The sequence below is a fragment of the Okeania hirsuta genome (genome assembly GCF_003838195.1).
GTDB classification, from domain to species: Bacteria; Cyanobacteriota; Cyanobacteriia; order Cyanobacteriales; family Microcoleaceae; genus Okeania; species Okeania hirsuta.
The window spans coordinates 1-2,722 of sequence record NZ_RCBY01000472.1 but is presented as its reverse complement, the minus strand read 5'-3'; the positions used below and the strand labels follow the sequence as shown (position 1 = coordinate 2,722).

The 2,722-nt window shown below is 32.6% G+C and carries 2 protein-coding genes; both read right to left on the bottom strand.

Going from position 1 to position 2,722, the window contains the following annotated elements:
* Positions 1-360: 360 nt before the first annotated feature.
* Positions 361-1,047 (bottom strand): N-acetylmannosamine-6-phosphate 2-epimerase, encoded by a 687-nt coding sequence (locus D5R40_RS31940; protein WP_124147023.1) that lies wholly within the window; start codon positions 1,045-1,047, stop codon positions 361-363.
* Positions 1,048-1,689: 642 nt separating this feature from the next.
* A partial coding sequence (locus D5R40_RS31935) for a hybrid sensor histidine kinase/response regulator (RefSeq protein WP_124155808.1) occupies positions 1,690-2,722 on the bottom strand: 1,033 nt, incomplete at its 5' end.

Here is a 2,722-nt window from a genome sequence, read left to right as displayed (position 1 = left end):
TTCCTGTAGATATTCACCCTTGGGTTTACACAAACGATATAAACGGACATGATATTATATAGTTAGGGGAGATGGTCCGATTTAATATTGGGGTTTGCACATTATGGAATGATATTGCCAAAAATTAGTTTAGATTTTGAGTAAAAAACCTAATATTAATCATTTTAGCAATTCTCAAATCCAAAATATTGTTCATCAAAAATCTAAAATCATTTGTCTCTGTGCAACGCCCTTTCTTCTTCTTTCTTGCTTCTTTATTCTTTCTTTCCTCCTGAATTATGACTCATCCGTTATTTATTTATAAGTATTCAACCGGACATGATATAAAAGCGCATTAAATAATTAGCGTATTTAGCTAATTTAAGAAATCATCTCCATTTTGTAAGCTTTGACTTTACTATCAATTCCTGTAATATCTGTCCCGACAACTACAGCATTAGCTCCTAAATTCATAGCTTTTTTTGCCATTGTGGGAGAAGCAATACCTCCTTCACAAATTGCTGGCACTTCTAAGTTTTTTACTATCTGTTTTAACAGCTCAAAACCAGGAGGAGATTTTGTGATTGTTTGCTCAGTATAACCATACAGAGTAGTGGCGACAAAATCCGCACCTTCTTCTACAGCTAGTTGTGCTGCTTCTATAGTATCTACATCGGCCATTACTGATTTTCCTAATTCATTATGAATACGAGTAATTAATGTTGCTAAAGTTTCTCCTCCCGGACGTTTTCTGGCAGTAGCATCAACAGCAATAATATCTGCTCCTGCTTTGGCGATCGCTTCTGCATCTGAAAATTGGGGCGTAATATAAACTTCAAATCCTGGTATTTGTTGCTTCCACAAACCAATAATTGGTTGAGTAATTCTCTGTCGCACTGCTCGAATATGGGATGGTGTATCTATTCTCACTGCTGAAGCTCCCTGATTTATAGATGCTTGTGCCATAGCTGCAATAACTTCTGGATGATTTAAAGGGGAGTCAGTGGGAGCTTGACAAGAAATGATTAAACCTTGTGGTAATGATAGATCGGAGTATTTATTAGTCATGGTTAAATAATTATTTTGTATAGATGTTAGAGCTGATTTATAGATTATAAGTAGAGATAAATTCATGTAGTCAGTATCAGGAATTATACCAATTTTATATGAGGCTGTACAGAATTAGGTGTTAGGTGTTAGGTATTAGACTTTATATCAAGTCCGGATAATTAGTAATAAAAAACTTTCTGATCCTCTTCCTTTTTATTCTCTCTTGACTCCTCCGTCGTTATTTATAATTATTCAACCGGATATAATATTAGGTTTTAGGTGTTATACCAATTTTATGTGAAGCTGCATTTATTAACTTGTATCTCCCGATCTACAATCAACTCTGATTAAAATATTATTCTATACAACTTCATATTAATTTGATATTATAGGAATTTTCACATAGATAGACTATAGTGGCTAAAGCATTTTTCTGCTCCCCACTCCTTAAGCAAAAATAATTTCGTAGTCTACTTAAATGAAAAGTGCTGTAAGCTCCACAAATAAAATATGATTATACCATTTTAAAAGTAATAGTAATAAGATATTTGAAAGTTTCAAATAACTATGAAAACAACAAAAGTTATTAAATACTTGAAACTTACTTATAGAAATTACCATACTGGTCAGGTATATTACCAATTACCTATGACTGAATTCTTATTTGGTCAGCAAGTCTATCATTTTACTCAATAAATATTCGAGATTAATTGGTTTAGTCAAACATTCATCTGCACCAACAGTATAACAATATTCCATATCTATTTGTTGATCAAAAGTAGTTAATGCCAGAATTTTTGGATTTTCACTACTATTTGTTGTGCGTAACTGCTGGATAATTTCTACACCATCCATTCCTGGTAATTGCATATCTACAATTACAGCAAGAGGTTGCAACAAAATAGTTTGCTCCACTGCTGTAGAACCTTCTATTATCCATACAACTTTTAATCCTGCTGCTGTCAAAATATCACAAATTACTGTGGCAACATCTTCTTCTTGCTCAATCAACACTACACTACCTTGCAAGGATAAAATATTAGGTGAATTTTCTTCTTTTTGTTTTAATTCTTCATTTTTTAATGTTAGGGGTTGTGCTGGTAATTTCACTGTAAAAGTAGAGCCAAAATCAATAGCAGATTCTACTTCAACAATTCCACCATGAAGTTCTACTAATTGTTTTGTTAAAGCCAGACCTAAACCCGTACCACTTTGCTGACGATTATAAGGAGAATCTAGTTGTTGAAATTTATTAAATAATAATGGTTTTTGCTCTTCAGAAATTCCTATACCGGTATCTTCTACTTGAAAAATTGCTGTATTTTTGTCTCTGATAACTTTAAGTATGACACTCCCCCCACTAGGAGTAAATTTAATTCCATTACTGAGAAGATTAAAGAGAATTTGTTTAACTCGCCTTTGGTCGGCAGTAAATAGATCTAGTTGTGGATTTATTGTTTGTTCTAAAGTTAATTTTACTTCGTTTTTTTCTGCTTTTTCTCTAAAAGTTTGCCAAAGTTCATAACTTAATTTAGAGAGAGAAAAATCACCGATATTTAAAACTGCTTTGCCAGCTTCTACTTGAGATAAATCTAGAATATCATTGATTAATTCTAGGAGATGTTCGCCACTATCATGGATTATTTGTAAATAATCTCTTTGCTTTTGTATTGGTATTGTTTTAGCTCCTCTA

Bases quoted from the DNA above. Each gene is read 5' to 3' on its own strand.
- D5R40_RS31940 (WP_124147023.1), bottom strand. From the start codon at position 1,047: ATGACTAATAAATACTCCGATCTATCATTACCACAAGGTTTAATCATT.